Here is a 12,467-nt window from a genome sequence, read left to right on the forward strand (position 1 = left end):
CACCCCGGTACGCTTTCTGTATGAGCGCTGTCCCTCGTTCCGAAAAGCCGGTGGGCCGTTTCCGGCGGATGCTCGACCGGCTTTCCTCGTCACAGGAGGATCTGGAGTCCGAGGAACTGCGTGAGGACGCCGAGACCGCGGGATGCACGCGTATCGGCGACTGCCACGACCGGCAGATCGTGACGGTTACTGGTACCTTGCGGACGGTCACGCTGCGCCCGCGGGCCGGTGTCCCGGCCCTGGAGGCCGAGCTGTTCGACGGCTCGGCCGCGCTGGACCTGGTCTGGCTCGGCCGGCGTTCCATCGTCGGCATAGAGCCGGGGCGCAAGCTCATGGCTTCAGGCCGGATCTCACTGAGCCGGGGCCGCAGGGTGCTGTTCAATCCCAAGTACGAACTCAGACCGCTCGGACGGGAGTAGCCGGTGACGTCACTCGAGAAGCCGACCGAAGACGCCCAGCACGATTCACGGGCGGTGACCGAGGCCGCGCTGTTCGAGGCGTTCGGCGGGGTGCGCGGCATGGTCGAGACCGTGGTTCCGGGTCTCTTCTTCGTCACCATCTTCACGATCAACAAGAACCTGCACTGGTCGGCGATCACCGCGCTCGCGGTGTCGCTGTTGCTCGTGGTCGTCCGCCTTGTCATGCGGGACACCGTGAAGCACGCCTTCAGCGGTGTGTTCGGTGTCGCCTTCGGCGTGGTCTTCGCGATGATGACCGGCAACGCCAAGGACTTCTATCTGCCGGGCATGCTCTACACGCTGGGCCTGGCCCTGGCGTACGTCATCACCACGCTGGCCGGAGTGCCCCTGATCGGGCTGATCCTCGGTCCGGTCTTCAAGGAGAACCTCTCCTGGCGCACCCGTAACCCGGGTCGCAAGAAGGCGTACACCAAGGCCAGTTGGGCCTGGGGTCTGATCCTGCTCGCCAAGTGCGCGATCCTGTTCCCACTGTACTGGTGGGCCAACACCGCCCAGCTCGGCTGGGTGCTGATCGCGCTCAAGATCCCGCCGTTCCTGCTCGCCGTCTGGCTCACCTGGGTGTTCCTGGCGAAGGCCCCCGCGCCGATCGACGTGTTCGCGGAGATGGAGGCGGAGGAGAAGGCCGAGGAGGAGCGGAAGGCGGCGGCAGCGGCGGTGCCGGCCGTCGACCGGGAGGCCCAGGGCGGCCGCCACCGCCGGGACTCCTGAGGACTACCGCGAGTCCAGGGGGCTCCCTCGAGAAGCGCCGGGGCGCCCCGACACGATCATCGGAGCGCCCCACGGCCGGTGACTGACAGCACTAGTCGGCCGAGTCCTCCCGGCGTACCGAGAGCAGATCCTCCAGCTGTCCCTCGCGGGCCTGCGCCGCCACGAACAGCAGCTCGTCGCCCGCCTCCAGGGAGTCCTCCTGGGACGGGGTCAGTACCCGGGTGCCGCGGATGATGGTCACCAGCGAGGTGTCCTGCGGCCACTCCACGTCACCGACCTGCGTGCCGGCCAGAGCCGACTCCGGAGGCAGGGTCAGCTCCACGAGGTTCGCGTCGCCGTGGCTGAAGCGGAGCAGGCGGACCAGGTCGCCGACGCTCACCGCCTCCTCCACCAGCGCCGACATCAGACGCGGGGTGGACACGGCCACGTCCACGCCCCACGCCTCGTTGAACAGCCACTCGTTCTTCGGGTTGTTCACCCGGGCGACGACGCGCGGAACGCCGTACTCCGTCTTCGCCAGCAGGGACACGACCAGGTTCACCTTGTCGTCGCCCGTCGCGGCGATCACCACGTTGCAGCGCTGCAGCGCCGCCTCGTCCAGGGACGTGATCTCGCAGGCGTCGGCCAGCAGCCACTCCGCCTGCGGCACGCGCTCGACCGAGATCGCGGTGGGCGCCTTGTCGATCAGCAGGACCTCGTGCCCGTTCTCCAGCAGTTCGCCCGCGATCGAGCGACCCACGGCACCGGCACCGGCAATGGCGACCCTCATCAGTGCCCGCCCTCTCCTTCAGGCCCCTCGGCGAACGCCGCCTCGACCTTCTCGACGTCGTGCGTCCGCATCATCACGTGCACCAGATCGCCCTCCTGCAAGACCGTCTGCGAGGTGGGCACCATGGCCTCGCCCAGCCGGGTGAGGAACGCGACGCGGACCCCGGTCTCCTCCTGGAGCCGGCTGATCTTGTGCCCGACCCAGGCCGGCGAGGCGTGCACCTCGGCGAGCTGGACACCGCCGGTGGGGTCCCGCCACAGCGGCTCGGCGCCCGAGGGGAGCAGACGGCGCAGCATCTGGTCGGCCGTCCACCGGACGGTCGCCACGGTGGGGATGCCCAGGCGCTGGTAGACCTCCGCGCGTCGGGGGTCGTAGATACGGGCAGCCACGTTCTCGATGCCGAACATCTCGCGGGCGACGCGCGCGGCGATGATGTTCGAGTTGTCCCCGCTGGAGACCGCGGCGAAGGCGCCGGCCTCCTCGATGCCGGCCTCGCGCAGGGTGTCCTGGTCGAAGCCCACTCCGGTGACACGGCGGCCGCCGAACCCGGAGCCCAGCCGTCGGAAGGCGGTGGGGTCCTGGTCGATCACCGCGACCGTGTGCCCCTGTTGCTCCAGGGTCTGGGCGAGAGCGGAGCCCACTCGTCCGCAGCCCATGATGACGATGTGCACGACCGTCCTTCCGATGTCAAGGGTCATAGCTCGGTCGAAAACCAACAACAGGGTCTCAGACCGCCGCCCAAGCTACACACGCGCGGTCCGGGTAGGGCACCCTTCGGGCACACGTGCTGGACACCTTCCGCGCTCAGCGACGGCCGATGCCGCGGCCGCCGAGAACTGTCATGATTCCGAGGCCGACGAGCCGGGTGCGGGCGCCGACGGGCATCGCGGACGTATGCACGGATCCTCCGGAAGCGGCAACGGAACGGGTTTTGCCACAGAGGCACGCAGAACTCCTCTCCTGCGAAATCCGCAGCGTGGCCCCTCCTCGAATTCACTCGTGAGGCAGATCTCCGTCAGCGGGTGGGCGGCCCCCGGACCGACCCTTTACGATCCTCTCTTGTGTCCAAACTGACCGACGTGCCCAAACGCATCCTGATCGGGCGCGCCCTGCGCAGTGACCGGCTGGGGGAGACCCTCCTGCCCAAGCGCATCGCACTCCCCGTCTTCGCCTCCGACCCGCTCTCCTCCGTGGCCTACGCCCCCGGCGAGGTCCTGCTGGTCCTCTCCATCGCGGGCGTGTCGGCGTACCACTTCAGCCCCTGGATCGCGGTCGCCGTCGTCGTACTGATGTTCACGGTGGTCGCTTCGTACCGGCAGAACGTCCACGCCTACCCCAGCGGCGGCGGCGACTACGAGGTGGCGACCACCAACCTCGGCCCCAAGGCGGGCCTCACCGTCGCCAGCGCCCTGCTCGTCGACTACGTCCTCACGGTCGCGGTGTCGATCTCCTCGGGCATCGAGAACCTCGGCTCCGCGATCCCGTTCGTCGTCGAGCACAAGGTCCTCTGCGCGGTCGCGGTGGTCGTGCTGCTCACGCTGATGAACCTGCGCGGGGTCAAGGAGTCCGGCACGCTCTTCGCGATCCCGACGTACGTCTTCGTCGCGGGCGTCTTCATCATGATCGCGTGGGGCGCGTTCCGCGGGCTGGTCCTAGGGGACACCATGCGCGCGCCCACGGCCGCGTACACGATCAAGGCGGAGCACCAGGGCCTGGCGGGCTTCGCACTCGTGTTCCTGCTGCTGCGCGCGTTCTCCTCCGGCTGTGCCGCGCTCACCGGAGTCGAGGCGATCTCCAACGGCGTCCCGGCCTTCCGCAAGCCCAAGTCGAAGAACGCGGCGACGACGCTCGCGATGATGGGCCTGCTCGCCGTCACCATGTTCTGCGGCATCATCGCCCTGGCCGTGACGACCAAGGTCCGCATGGCCGAGAACCCGGCCACGGACCTCCTCCGCAACGGCGTCGGGCTGGGCACCGGCTATGTCCAGAACCCGGTGATCTCCCAGGTCGCCGTGGCCGTCTTCGGCAAGGGCAGCTTCCTGTTCGTCGTGCTGGCCTCGGCCACCGCGCTGGTGCTGTTCCTCGCCGCGAACACCGCCTACAACGGCTTCCCGCTGCTCGGCTCGATCCTCGCCCAGGACCGCTATCTGCCGCGCCAGCTGCACACCCGCGGTGACCGCCTCGCCTTCTCCAACGGCATCGTGCTGCTCGCGGGCGCGGCCGCCGCACTGATCGGGATCTACGGCGCCGACTCGACCCGGCTGATCCAGCTGTACATCGTCGGTGTGTTCGTGTCGTTCACGCTGAGCCAGACCGGCATGGTCCGCCACTGGAACCGGCACCTCGCCACCGAGCAGGACCAGGCCAAGCGCCGCCACATGCTCCGCTCGCGCGGCATCAACGCCTTCGGTGCCTTCTTCACCGGCCTGGTCCTGGTCGTCGTCCTGGTCACGAAGTTCACGCACGGGGCCTGGGTCGCCCTGCTCGGCATGTGCATCTTCTACGCGACGATGACCGCGATCCGCCGCCACTACGACCGGGTGTCCGAGGAACTGGCCGCCCCCGAGGGCCCCACCGACGACAGCGTCCGCCCCTCGCGGGTCCACTCGGTGGTGCTCATCTCCAAGATCCACCGTCCGACCCTGCGCGCCCTGGCCTACGCCAAGCTGCTGCGCACGGACACCCTGGAGGCGCTGAGCGTCAACGTCGACCCGGCGGAGACGAAGGCGCTCAAGGAGGAGTGGGAGCGGCGCGGCATCGACGTACCGCTGAAGATCCTCGACTCGCCGTACCGCGAGATCACGCGACCGGTGATCGAGTACGTGAAGAGCCTGCGCCGTGAGTCCCCGCGCGACGCCGTCTCCGTGATCATCCCCGAGTACGTCGTCGGTCGCTGGTACGAGCATCTGCTGCACAACCAGAGCGCACTGCGACTCAAGGGCCGGCTGCTGTTCACGCCGGGCGTCATGGTCACGTCGGTGCCGTACCAGCTGCAGTCGTCCGAGCTGGCGAAGCAGCGGGCCCGCAGACGGCAGGACTGGAACGCGCCCGGCGCGGTCCGGCGCGGCCCGGCGGAGCAGCGCCCCAAGGAGTCCTCGGCCTCACAGAGCTGAGGCCCCCCGCACGGCATTCATGGTGAACGGCCGGGCGACAGCCACGTAGACTGGTGGGCTGTCGTCCGGCCGCATCGATTGCGGCCCGTCCCCCCATCTCTGATCTGGAGTCGTCCCACCATGCAGGCAGAACCGAAGAAGTCGCTGGTGGGCGAGGAGTACGAGGTCGAGATCGGCCCGGTCGCCCACGGTGGCCACTGCATCGCCCGTACCGAGAGCGGTCAGGTCCTCTTCGTCCGGCACGCCCTGCCCGGGGAGCGGGTGGTGGCCCGGGTGACGGAGGGCGAGGAGGGCGCCCGGTTCCTGCGCGCGGACGCGGTGCGGGTGCTGGAGGCGTCGAAGGACCGGGTCGACGCGCCCTGCCCGTACGCGGGTCCCGGCCGCTGCGGCGGCTGCGACTGGCAGCACGCCAAGCCGGGCGCGCAGCGCAGGCTGAAGGGCGAGGTCATCGCCGAGCAACTGCGGCGGCTCGCGGGCCTGACCCCCGAGGAGGCGGGCTGGGACGGCACGGTGATGCCGGCCGAGGGCGACAAGCTGCCGCTCGGCGAGGTGCCGCAGTGGCGCACCCGGGTCCAGTACGCGGTGGACCCCGCCGGCCGGGCGGGTCTGCGCCGGCACCGCTCGCACGAGGTCGAGCCGGTCGATCACTGCATGATCGCCGCCGAGGGCGTCAGCGAGCTGGGCATCGAGAAGCGGGACTGGACGGGCATGGACTCCGTCGAGGCCATCGCGGCGACGGGTTCGCAGGACCGCCAGGTCATCCTGACGCCGAAGCCGGGCGCGCGACTGCCGCTGGTCGAACTGGACAAGCCGGTCTCGGTCCTGCGGATCGACGAGAGGACGGGGGGCGTGCACCGCGTCCACGGCCGCCCCTTCGTCCGCGAACGCGCCGACGGCCGTACGCACCGCGTGGGCAACGGCGGCTTCTGGCAGGTCCACCCGAAGGCGGCAGACACCCTTGTGACGGCGGTGATGCAGGGCCTGCTGCCGCGCAAGGGGGAGACCGCGCTCGACCTGTACTGCGGTGTCGGTCTCTTCGCCGGCGCGCTCGCCGACCGGCTCGGCGAGAAGGGCGCGGTGCTCGGCATCGAGTCCGGCAAGCGCGCGGTGGAGGACGCCCGGCACAACCTCGCCGACTTCCCCCGGGTGCGCGTCGAACAGGGCAAGGTCGAGTCGGTCCTGCCGCGCACCGGCATCACGGAGGTCGACCTGATCGTCCTGGACCCGCCCCGCGCCGGCGCGGGCCGGGAAACGGTCGCCCACCTCTCATCACTGGGCGCCCGCCGCATCGCCTACGTTGCCTGCGACCCGGCAGCCCTCGCCCGGGACCTGGGGTACTTCCGGGACGGGGGGTACCGGGTGCGGACGCTGCGGGCGTTCGATCTGTTTCCGATGACGTCGCATGTGGAGTGCGTGGCGATTTTGGAGCCTGCTGCAAAGGGTTCCTGACCCCCGGGTCACGTCAGTCGGGGACGGAAAGCCCCGGCCCGTAGGCCCGACGGAGGCCTACCGGTCGGCGGGCGGTGCCGGTGCTGCCGTCGATGTGAGGCCCAAGTGGTTGTCGGGGTCCTGGAGTTGTGTGCCCGCCGTCGTCAGCATGTGGCGGACCATCGGCTCCGATACGCGGATCACCATCGGTAGCGGCAGGGTCGTCTCGCATACGGCCGTACCGCTGCGGCTCGTGCGCACCCGGGTGGTGACCCGGGCCACCACCCGGACGTCCAGTGTGAACTGGCCCGGGACGGATCGGTCGCGATGGGCTCCCCTCCGCGAGCGCTCTCAACGCTTGCGTCGGCGTCCGCCTCGGCCCGTGGCCGGTCCGCCGGTCGCCGCCGTGCTCGCGGTCGCCGTCTCTGTCCGCGGTCCGGGCCGGTCCGCCGAGACCACCAGGGCGGCCAGGGCCGTGGTGACCGGTACAGAGGCGACCAGGCCGATCGAGCCGACCAGGGTGCGCACGATCTCCTCGGCGACCAGCTCGCTGTTGGCGACCGTGCCCACGCTGCTCTGCGCTATGGAGAACAGGAGGAGCAGGGGCAGGGCGGCTCCCGCGTACGCCAGGACGAGCGTGTTGACGACCGAGGCGATGTGGTCGCGGCCAATGCGGATGCCCGCGCGGTAGAGCCCTCGCCAGCCCATCGTCGGGTTGGCCTCGTGCAGCTCCCAGACCGCCGACGTCTGGGTCACCGTGACGTCGTCGAGCACGCCGAGGGATCCGATGATGACGCCGGCGAGCAGCAGGCCGCTCATGTCGATGTGCGGGTACAGGCCGTGGATCAGGCCGGTGCTGTCGTCCGTGTTGCCGGTCAGGGCCGCCCAGCCGATGAACAGCGAGCCGAGGACGCCGATCAACGACAGCGAGACCAGCGTGCCGAGCACCGCCACCGAGGTACGGGCCGACAGACCGTGGCACATGTACAGGGCGATCAGCATGATCGCACTCGATCCGACCACGGCCACGAGCAGCGGGTTGGAGCCTTGCAGGACCGCGGGCAGGATGAAGAAGTTCAGTACCAGGAAGCTGATGGTCAGGGCGACCAGCGCCATCACACCGCGCAGTCGGCCCACCAGCACGACGGCGAGCGCGAAGCCCGCGGCCAGCAGTCCCATGGGGAACCGGCGGTTCACGTCGGAGACCGAGTACTGCAGGCCCGCCGGTGCCGAGGGCTCGTAGGCGACCACGACCTTCTCGCCCTGGTGCAGTTGCCGTGACTGGTCGGGCTGCACGATCTCGGTGAACGTACGGCCCTTGTCCTTGCCGGTGTCGACCCGCACCGTCGCCTTCTTGCAGGTGCCGTTGGCCTCCTGCTCGGCCGATGTGCCCTCGGCGGTGGAGGTGTCGCCGGTCGGGGTCTCACCGGAGGCGTTCACCGACTTGCAGCTCACTTCGACGACTCTGCTGACCGTGGCCTGCTGTGTCTGCTGGTCGAAGCCGACGCCGGTGCGCTTGTGCGGCGGCGCGCTGCCCGGCCACAGCATCACGATGGCCACCACGACGGCGGCGGTGAAGGGGATCAGGATCGCCGCGATGACCTTGCGCAGATGCCGGGAGACGGGCGCCGCCGGGCCGTGGTTGTGACTGTGGCCGTGGGTGTGTCCGTGACCGCCGGAGCCCGCCTCCGGGTCGTCGTCGGGGCCGGGGCCGGGGCCGGAGCCTTGGGCCGGGGCGTACGCGTCGTCCCGCACGGGGGCATGCCCGTGGCGCATGGACGGAGGGGAGGGGATGGGGCCCGTGCCGGTGTCGGGGCCGTAGCCGGGACGGGGTCCGGGCTGGGGAGGAGCCCCGTACTCGTAGTCGTAGCCGTGTCCGTACCCGCTCGCGCGACCACCCCCGGCCGGAGGCGGGTTGCCGACGCCGTTCCAGTCTCCGGCACCGTGCCGGTCCGCCGCTCCCATACCGTCTCCCTCGCGGTTGTCCATGCCCCCTCCCGAGCCGTCCTGCATGGGGCGGCTTCGAGGAAGAGTACGGGAGCGGCTGTGCCGTGGTCTCAGCCACGATCACCGCCCTCGCGACTCCCGGTGCGGGCACGCAGGGGGCCGGAGAGGGCGCGGCCTCGAAGGGTGCGGGGATCCGGCCCAGGTCACCAGCTGCTCTTGGTCACGCCGGGGAGCTCGCCCGCGTGGGCCATCTCACGTACGCGGATGCGCGACAGGCCGAAGGCGCGCAGATGGCCGCGGGGGCGGCCGTCCACGGAGTCGCGGTTGCGCAGGCGGGTGGCGCTGGCGTCGCGGGGCTGCCGGCGTAGTTCGCGCTGGGCGGCGGCGCGTTCGTCGTCGGACGTACGGGGCGACGAGATGATCGCCTTCAGCTCGGCGCGGCGCGCGGCGTGGCGGGCCACGACGAGGCGCCGCTGTTCATTTTTCGCGATCTTGCTCTTCTTCGCCATCAGACCTTCCCTCCGCGGGCGCGGACGCGGGCCACGGCGGCCTCGATGCCGATCGTGTCGACCGTCCTGATGGCCTTGGCGGAGAGGGTGAGCCGGACGTGGCGGCCTTCGCTCGGCAGCCAGTAGCGCTTGTGCTGGATGTTGGGGTCGAAGCGGCGCTTGCTGCGCCGGTGCGAGTGGGAGATGTGGTGGCCGAATCCGGGCTGTCGGCCGGTGAGTTGGCAGTGGGCTGACACGGTTCCTCCTTGTTGTGGTGGCAGCGTGGCAGCACACTAGCCTTAAATGAAAATGAAAACCAATCTCCTGTATGGTGCTGCCCATGCCCCGCAACGAACTGCGTCCGATCATCAAGCTGAGGTTCACCGCCGGCACCGGCTACACCTACGTGACCCGCAAGAACCGCCGGAACGACCCCGACCGGCTGGCGCTGCGCAAGTACGACCCCGTCGTCGGCCGGCACGTCGACTTCCGTGAGGAGCGCTGAGAGCGATGAAGCCCGGAATCCACCCCGAGTACCGCCCGGTCGTCTTCCGTGACCGGGCCGCCGACTACGCCTTCCTCACCCGGTCGACGGCCACCAGCGACAAGACCGTCGAGTGGGAGGACGGCAACACCTACCCAGTCATCGACGTCGAGATCTCCTCGGCGAGCCACCCCTTCTACACCGGCACCCAGCGGGTCCTGGACACCGCGGGCCGGGTCGAGCGCTTCGCGCGGCGCTACGGACGCGGACGGAGGCAGGGGTGAGCGTGGACGGGACGCGGCTGCCGGTCGCCGTCGTCGCCGGGCTGCACGCCGACGCCCGCCGGGCCGCCGTGGAGGAGATCCTGCGCACGGTTCCCGGCTCGGTGGCGCTGCACCACGATCTGACGTCCGCCGTCGACGGCGCGGTGCACCGGCCGGTACGGGACGCCGGCGGTCCGCTGTGCAGCGGCGACGCGCCCCTGGTGAACGACTGTGCATGCTGCGCGCTGCGCGAGGACATGGTGCCCGAACTGCGGCGGCTCGCCGAGGAGGGCAGGCATCGGCTGGCCGTCCTGGAACTGTGGGACTCCGTCGAGCCCGAGGCCATGGCCGAGGTCATCGCCGCCGCGGGCGCGCCGCTGGTGCTGACCGGCGTCGCCACCGCGATCGACCCCGCGCTCCTCCTGCCCTATCTGTCCAACGGCGACGACCTGGCCGACGTCGGCCTCGCGGCCGCCCCGACCGACCGGCGCACGGTCGCCGACACCTTCGCCCGGCAGTTGGAGTACCCCACGGTGATCGCCGTCGTCGAGGACAGCTCGTGGGGCACGGTGGCGAGGTCGCCGACTACACCGACGACGCGCTGCTCGCCCAGCTCACACCGGGCGTACGGGCGCTACACGTACAGGACGGTGGCCTGGGGGCCGCTCTGCTGGCGGGCTTCGACGTGGCAGCGGCGGCCGCCCGTCTGCATCCCGCGTGCGCGCTGCTGCCGCAGGAGTGCGACGAGCACGGCGTGAGCACCCTCGTCTGGCGGCGTGAACGGCCCTTCCATCCGCAGCGCCTCTACGCCGTGCTGGAGGACCTCACCTGTGCCGCCGCCCGCAGTCGCGGGCGTCGCCTGATCGCGTGTGACCGATGCGGCCGGAGATCTTTACAGCTTCCGTGATCAACGTCTTGAGTTTCCCGTCACCGCTCTCCCGGACCGACCGTCCCGCGGTCGAGGAGAGCAGCATGGGCACGGTCGCCGAACTGACGCGACTCCTGTTCGGTGACGACCGTGAGAGTGTGCACGGACGGTTCCGGCAGATGTGCCGGGACGACCGGTTCCGCCCGGACCATGGAGCCTCTGCCGCACAGCAGATCTCGGATTCGTACGAGCGCCTGCGTCTGGTCAACGAGTGCGTGGACGCCCTGGAGCTCGCTCGGGACCCTCGTGGTGTGGCCGTGTTGCAGGAGTGGACCGCATGCCTGGACGGTGCCCTGACGGTGGTGAGCGGTATCCACTACAACCTCTTTCTCGGGAGCCTGCTCGATCACGACGGGCTCGACAAGCGGCCGTTGGCGGAGTACGCGGCGATGGGCCGCATCGGCACCTTCCTGTGCACGGAACTCGGGCACGGCAACGACGCGGCCGCACTGCGGACGACGGCCACCTACGACCCCGACGACCGCACCTTCACGCTGCACACTCCGACGGCTGCGGCACAGAAGTTCATGCCGAACACCTCACAAGGCGGGCGGCCCCAAGGACGCCGTGGTGGCCGCGCGGCTCCTGAGTCGAGGCCAGGACCACGGCATCTTTCTCTTTCTCGCCCCGCTGTCGGACGACGAGGGTCCTCTTCCCGGCGTCAGCGTCCGCCCGTTGCCGCCGCGGCCGGGCAGTCCGGTCGACCACTGTCTGACCTCCTTCAACCAGGTCGTCCTGCCACATGAGGCCATGCTGACCGGCGAGCACGGCTGTCTGGCCGACGACGGGACCTTCAGCAGCAGCCTGGGCAGCCCCCGTAAACGCTTCCTCACCGCCATCCGCCGCGTCACGCTCGGCAAACTGTGCATGAGTGCCGCCGCGCTCGGCGCGAGCCGCGCCGGCGTCGCGACGGCCGTACGGTACAGCCACCACCGGCACATCAGCGGCCCCCGCAAGGGCCGGCGCGTCTCCTTGTGGGCCCACCGCAGCCATCACGGCCCTTTGCTGCACGCCCTGGCCACCACCTACGCCATGAACGCTCTGCGCCGCACGGCGGTGGACCACTGTGCCGACCACGACGGAACCGACCCGGACGCCGCCCACGCCGAGCAACTGGCTGCCGTCACCAAGGGATGGACGACGTGGAAGGCCCGCATGATCCTGATCGAATGCCGTGAACGGTGCGGCGCTCAGGGGCTGCTCCCCGTCAACGGCATCATCCCTTGGGCCGTCGACGCCGAGGGAACGATCACCGCGGAGGGCGACAACCTGGCCCAGTGGGCGAAGACCGGCGCCGAACTCCTCCTGGCCGCCGACACCGACGACAGCCCGGCACCCGCACCGGCCGGTCGCCGACTGGACGAGCCGGCGTTTCTGCAACACCTGCTGCACACCGCTGAGCGGCAGCACCTGGCCCGGGCCCGCGCCCGGATGCGCAGCGCACCCCGGACGGACAGCCAAAGCCGCTGGAACGCCGCCGCCCCGGCCGCCCTTGCCGCCGTCACCGCGCGCGCCGAACGACTGGCCGGGCAGGCGCTGCTCGACACCGCGCGCCGCGCCCACGACCCACCGGCCCGAACGCTGCTGCACACGCTGCACATCCTGTTCGCCCTGGATCACCTGCAGCCGCGCACCGGCGCCCTGCTGTCCGACGGCCACCTGGAGAGCACGCATGTCCACCACCTGCCCGAAGCGATCGAAGAAGCCCTCCACAGCCTCCAGGACCACGCTCTGACGCTCGTCGGCGCCTTCTACCTGCCGGAAGAGGTCCTCGCGTCCCGGCCCATCGCGAACGCCGACTACCAGGCCCATTTCGATGACCCCGCGGCTCACTGGAACGAAGCCACCGAACACTGACTG

13 protein-coding genes and 1 pseudogene are annotated in these 12,467 nt (G+C 70.4%); 9 read left to right on the top strand and 5 right to left on the bottom strand.

From position 1 onward, the window contains the following. Positions 1 to 20 precede the first annotated feature (20 nt). The gene (locus ACFYX0_RS06590; protein ID WP_355920269.1) at positions 21 to 419 is read left to right on the top strand and encodes an OB-fold nucleic acid binding domain-containing protein; all 399 of its coding nucleotides are present in this window, start codon (positions 21 to 23) and stop codon (positions 417 to 419) included. Between the two features lie 3 nt (positions 420 to 422). Continuing rightward, positions 423 to 1,187: a DUF3159 domain-containing protein gene (locus ACFYX0_RS06595; protein ID WP_388967077.1), complete on the top strand. Its 765-nt coding sequence runs from the start codon at positions 423 to 425 to the stop codon at positions 1,185 to 1,187. 91 nt (positions 1,188 to 1,278) lie between these two features. Here ACFYX0_RS06595 and ACFYX0_RS06600 read toward each other — a convergent pair whose 3' ends face one another. Both ACFYX0_RS06600 and ACFYX0_RS06605 read right to left on the bottom strand, forming a co-directional pair. Further along, positions 1,279 to 1,956, bottom strand: coding sequence for a TrkA family potassium uptake protein (locus ACFYX0_RS06600; protein ID WP_355920273.1), 678 nt, complete (start codon positions 1,954 to 1,956; stop codon positions 1,279 to 1,281). Further along, the gene (locus ACFYX0_RS06605) at positions 1,956 to 2,627 is read right to left on the bottom strand and encodes a potassium channel family protein (RefSeq protein ID WP_388967569.1); all 672 of its coding nucleotides are present in this window, start codon (positions 2,625 to 2,627) and stop codon (positions 1,956 to 1,958) included. Before ACFYX0_RS06605 ends, ACFYX0_RS06600 begins: the two co-directional genes overlap by 1 nt. A gap of 390 nt (positions 2,628 to 3,017) precedes the next feature. On the opposite strand from ACFYX0_RS06605, the gene ACFYX0_RS06610 reads away from it, so the two are divergent. Together ACFYX0_RS06610 and ACFYX0_RS06615 are read left to right on the top strand one after the other, a co-directional pair. Beyond that, the gene (locus ACFYX0_RS06610) at positions 3,018 to 5,069 is read left to right on the top strand and encodes an APC family permease (RefSeq protein WP_388967080.1); all 2,052 of its coding nucleotides are present in this window, start codon (positions 3,018 to 3,020) and stop codon (positions 5,067 to 5,069) included. 120 nt (positions 5,070 to 5,189) lie between these two features. Next, on the top strand, positions 5,190 to 6,518 hold the full coding sequence (locus tag ACFYX0_RS06615) for a class I SAM-dependent RNA methyltransferase (protein WP_388967083.1): 1,329 nt from the start codon (positions 5,190 to 5,192) through the stop codon (positions 6,516 to 6,518). Between the two features lie 330 nt (positions 6,519 to 6,848). Here the strand turns inward: ACFYX0_RS06615 and ACFYX0_RS06620 are convergent, their stop codons facing one another. The 3 genes from ACFYX0_RS06620 to rpmB form a co-directional block, all read right to left on the bottom strand. Next, on the bottom strand, positions 6,849 to 8,273 hold the full coding sequence (locus tag ACFYX0_RS06620; protein WP_388967572.1) for a YibE/F family protein: 1,425 nt from the start codon (positions 8,271 to 8,273) through the stop codon (positions 6,849 to 6,851). Positions 8,274 to 8,647: 374 nt separating this feature from the next. Further along, positions 8,648 to 8,953 carry a 30S ribosomal protein S14 gene (gene rpsN / locus ACFYX0_RS06625; protein WP_388967086.1) on the bottom strand — a complete coding sequence of 102 codons (306 nt, stop codon included), beginning with the start codon at positions 8,951 to 8,953 and terminating at the stop codon, positions 8,648 to 8,650. Continuing rightward, the gene (gene rpmB, locus ACFYX0_RS06630; protein WP_388967089.1) at positions 8,953 to 9,189 is read right to left on the bottom strand and encodes a 50S ribosomal protein L28; all 237 of its coding nucleotides are present in this window, start codon (positions 9,187 to 9,189) and stop codon (positions 8,953 to 8,955) included. The genes rpsN and rpmB overlap by 1 nt, the downstream gene beginning before the upstream one ends. Positions 9,190 to 9,272: 83 nt before the next feature. Here rpmB and rpmG point away from each other — a divergent pair, with 83 nt between their 5' ends. The 5 genes and pseudogenes from rpmG (at position 9,273) to ACFYX0_RS06655 (ending at position 12,464) form a co-directional block, all read left to right on the top strand. Next, positions 9,273 to 9,437: a 50S ribosomal protein L33 gene (gene rpmG / locus ACFYX0_RS06635; protein ID WP_388967092.1), complete on the top strand. Its 165-nt coding sequence runs from the start codon at positions 9,273 to 9,275 to the stop codon at positions 9,435 to 9,437. 5 nt (positions 9,438 to 9,442) lie between these two features. Next, positions 9,443 to 9,700, top strand: coding sequence for a type B 50S ribosomal protein L31 (locus ACFYX0_RS06640; protein WP_388967095.1), 258 nt, complete (start codon positions 9,443 to 9,445; stop codon positions 9,698 to 9,700). Next, a pseudogene (locus ACFYX0_RS06645) lies at positions 9,697 to 10,547 on the top strand (cobalamin biosynthesis protein CobW); the annotation flags it as partial. The gene ACFYX0_RS06640 and the pseudogene ACFYX0_RS06645, both read left to right, overlap by 4 nt. A 104-nt stretch (positions 10,548 to 10,651) precedes the next feature. Then, positions 10,652 to 11,353 carry a hypothetical protein gene (locus tag ACFYX0_RS06650; RefSeq protein WP_388967098.1) on the top strand — a complete coding sequence of 234 codons (702 nt, stop codon included), beginning with the start codon at positions 10,652 to 10,654 and terminating at the stop codon, positions 11,351 to 11,353. Further along, positions 11,283 to 12,464, top strand: a complete 1,182-nt coding sequence (locus ACFYX0_RS06655) for an acyl-CoA dehydrogenase (RefSeq protein ID WP_388967101.1) — start codon at positions 11,283 to 11,285, stop codon at positions 12,462 to 12,464. Before ACFYX0_RS06650 ends, ACFYX0_RS06655 begins: the two co-directional genes overlap by 71 nt. The last annotated feature ends 3 nt before the right edge of the window (positions 12,465 to 12,467 follow it).

It is taken from the genome of Streptomyces sp. NPDC002573, assembly GCF_042889625.1.
In the GTDB taxonomy this organism is placed as follows: domain Bacteria; phylum Actinomycetota; class Actinomycetes; order Streptomycetales; family Streptomycetaceae; genus Streptomyces; species Streptomyces gibsoniae.

What these genes read in the sequence shown, in the direction of transcription:
- ACFYX0_RS06590 (WP_355920269.1), top strand. Translation starts at nt 21, where the DNA reads ATGAGCGCTGTCCCTCGTTCCGAAAAGCCGGTGGGCCGTTTCCGGCGG.
- ACFYX0_RS06600 (WP_355920273.1), bottom strand. Translation starts at nt 1,956, where the DNA reads ATGAGGGTCGCCATTGCCGGTGCCGGTGCCGTGGGTCGCTCGATCGCG.
- ACFYX0_RS06615 (WP_388967083.1), top strand. Translation starts at nt 5,190, where the DNA reads ATGCAGGCAGAACCGAAGAAGTCGCTGGTGGGCGAGGAGTACGAGGTC.
- ACFYX0_RS06620 (WP_388967572.1), bottom strand. Translation starts at nt 8,273, where the DNA reads ATGCGCCACGGGCATGCCCCCGTGCGGGACGACGCGTACGCCCCGGCC.
- rpsN (WP_388967086.1), bottom strand. Translation starts at nt 8,953, where the DNA reads ATGGCGAAGAAGAGCAAGATCGCGAAAAATGAACAGCGGCGCCTCGTC.
- rpmG (WP_388967092.1), top strand. Translation starts at nt 9,273, where the DNA reads ATGCCCCGCAACGAACTGCGTCCGATCATCAAGCTGAGGTTCACCGCC.
- ACFYX0_RS06640 (WP_388967095.1), top strand. Translation starts at nt 9,443, where the DNA reads ATGAAGCCCGGAATCCACCCCGAGTACCGCCCGGTCGTCTTCCGTGAC.
- ACFYX0_RS06650 (WP_388967098.1), top strand. Translation starts at nt 10,652, where the DNA reads ATGGGCACGGTCGCCGAACTGACGCGACTCCTGTTCGGTGACGACCGT.